This is a genomic window from Acidisoma sp. S159 (assembly GCF_009766125.1).
In the GTDB taxonomy this organism is placed as follows: Bacteria; Pseudomonadota; Alphaproteobacteria; order Acetobacterales; family Acetobacteraceae; genus Acidisoma.
Map to the genome: position 1 here is coordinate 2,680 of NZ_LMUG01000077.1, position 2,287 is coordinate 4,966.

The 2,287-nt window shown below is 65.4% G+C and carries 2 protein-coding genes; one reads left to right on the forward strand and one right to left on the reverse strand.

The window, feature by feature from the left end; all coding sequences use genetic code 11:
• Positions 1-232: 232 nt before the first annotated feature.
• On the reverse strand, positions 233-523 hold the full coding sequence (locus GSQ92_RS25830) for a WGR domain-containing protein (RefSeq protein WP_159014471.1): 291 nt from the start codon (positions 521-523) through the stop codon (positions 233-235).
• 1,086 nt (positions 524-1,609) lie between these two features.
• Between GSQ92_RS25830 and GSQ92_RS25835 the strand changes: the two genes are divergently transcribed.
• Positions 1,610-2,185 carry a hypothetical protein gene (locus tag GSQ92_RS25835; protein WP_159014473.1) on the forward strand — a complete coding sequence of 192 codons (576 nt, stop codon included), beginning with the start codon at positions 1,610-1,612 and terminating at the stop codon, positions 2,183-2,185.
• Positions 2,186-2,287: the final 102 nt, after the last annotated feature.

Here is a 2,287-nt window from a genome sequence, read left to right on the forward strand (position 1 = left end):
TTGGGAGCCTCGCCAGCGTCGGCGCTTGTTGACCTCGCCTTCAGATACAGCTGTCTGTCTCCTGTTGCCCCCCGGTTGCTGGCGGCGTTTGGCATGAACAAAGCAGTTAATTCCGCGCAGTGTGATCGTCCTGAGATCGCGGCTTCAGGACGCGGCCCTAAAGCCCCGGCCCCAACCTGTTCCGGCGACATCCAGGATGTGTCGCCCCGACCAAGTCGCGCCACTCAACCGTCTAAGGCCGCGGCCGATACCCTCTTCGGTGCTTGGATCGTGCAATTCGGGCCAGAGCATTGAGAGCAGCTCCCGGATCAGGATGCGGGTCCGTCCGCTGGCGACCCTCTGTCCCGATTTGGCCCCACTGGCGCATGAGAAGCGCGCGGCCGAACAAGTCCGGCCACACCTCCATCCTGTAATACCGCCGCTCATTTAATTCCGGCCGGATGCGGCACAACGACGCGCTGTCCGGAAACAGCGGCAGCTGTACCGGCTGAGGTTTCTTTCGGTTCGCACCACGAGTCGCCATGACAGGAGCCTAGCAAATTGCGGGACGGTGAATAGACCCGCGATCACGGAGCTCGCTACGGATGATTCCGGTTTTACATTCGCGGCGGCCCGCACCTGCTTCGTGTGTGGTGCGCTCGCCAGTTTCGGTTTCAACACTCGCGCCGGCGAGGTCTGGACCTGCATGAGCCACCGGTCGGAGGGCGACAAGCTCCTGGTCGCGCCGGCGTCGTCCGGAAACAAGACAGCGCCCGGACGGGCCGCAGGCGGAGGTCGGTGATCAGGCTACGGGATCGGCATGCAGGACGCTCGCCCTCTGTTCCCGAAAGCCGCCTGTCCCACGCAGCTTCGGTAGGGTCTGGCGTGTGAAGATCCTCTCAAGCCTCCTCACCCAGCAAAGCAGAGGCAGAGGGAGGATCGACATTTTCGGCAGCCGGTCGGGCAGCCCGCTCCGCCACGTCAACCTTGTGACGGCACTCCTTAGCCAACTTTCGAACACGCTCGCGCTAAGATTCACGGCGTCGCAGCCTCTATGCCGACCAGCTTGGAGCAGCGGTCTGTGAGCTTGGAGCACTGCTCAATCCCCGCTCCGCTCAGGGGCGTGCCGAAGATCCTTCCACGCAAGCCGCGCCTTAGGACGGCCGCGTTGCATCGGCGAAAATCAGGTGCCGGTCCTCGATGGCAGTCAGACGCTGGTGTCGAGAGACGGCCGAAGGTAGTTCCCGGATTGGAAGGCACGGGGAACAAGCTGGCGGTCAATCCCAGGGGCGACCCGTAAAGAACGATGCAAGCACGGGCGGCGGTCTGGGTGCGGGTCTTGCTGACCATGGGGAATCTCGATCGCTTGCAGCCACAGTCCTCCTGGTCTGCCCTGTCCGGTCTCACCCCTCTGGCTGTTGTGGTCTGAACCGGGCGTCACTCACTCCAACCCCCGCTTTGCCAAACGGCAAAGCGCCTGCGGTTCGCACGGCACCGGGTCGCTGCGCTCCCGCACCACTGCCGTCCTCAGGGGTTTCCGCTCCCTCCTACCCGGTTCTGGTCGACCACACCCGAGGGGGAAAGCCGGCACTGGGCCGGCGAACCTTTCCGGCGCAAGAGAGATCGAATCATGGCCAGCAAGACCCGCACCCAGACCGCCGCCCGCGCCACCCAAACCCGCCAGCCCGTCACCCTCGAACTCGCCTCCAGCCTGTGCCCCCACAGTGCGCTCGCCGAAAACCTCTCCCGCACCTTCGGCCTCGAGCCCGTCGACACCGCCGGCATTCGCGAAGCAACCGAAGAGCACCTGGCCCTCGCTTCCAAGGAACTCCCCCTCTCCGAAAAAGCCCTCGAGATGCACCTGCAGCGGATCGTCGGCGCTTATGTCAGCTCCGCTTTCGGGGCCGGCCAGTTCTACACCGGCAAGGTCACCCAGGCCCGCGACCTCACCATGAAGGTCGCCAATGAGGATCGCGACGAAGACCGGGACGGCGTGAGCGGCTTCGAAAGCCGGGCCGAACGCGCCCGCATCTTCGCCGGCGAAATGGGTCTCCAGGCCCACGCCCTTCTGGCCGCCGCCGAGGGCGCGGTCTCGGCCTACGCGCACCTCACCGGCAATGAGTGGAAGCCTTACGAGGCCCCGAGCCAGGCCCCGACCACCAGCCGCGCCAGCGCAACCGCCCAGATGGGCGCCTTCGAAGGCTAAAACTACGGCGGGAGCTTCGGCTCCCGCCTCCTACCTGCCAAGCAAACGGGTGTCGCGCGTTGCGGTGCCTAGCCGCGTGATGGCGCCGAAGCCCAGCGCCAC

Bases quoted from the DNA above. Each gene is read 5' to 3' on its own strand.
- GSQ92_RS25835 (WP_159014473.1), top strand. From the start codon at position 1,610: ATGGCCAGCAAGACCCGCACCCAGACCGCCGCCCGCGCCACCCAAACC.
- GSQ92_RS25830 (WP_159014471.1), bottom strand. From the start codon at position 523: ATGGCGACTCGTGGTGCGAACCGAAAGAAACCTCAGCCGGTACAGCTG.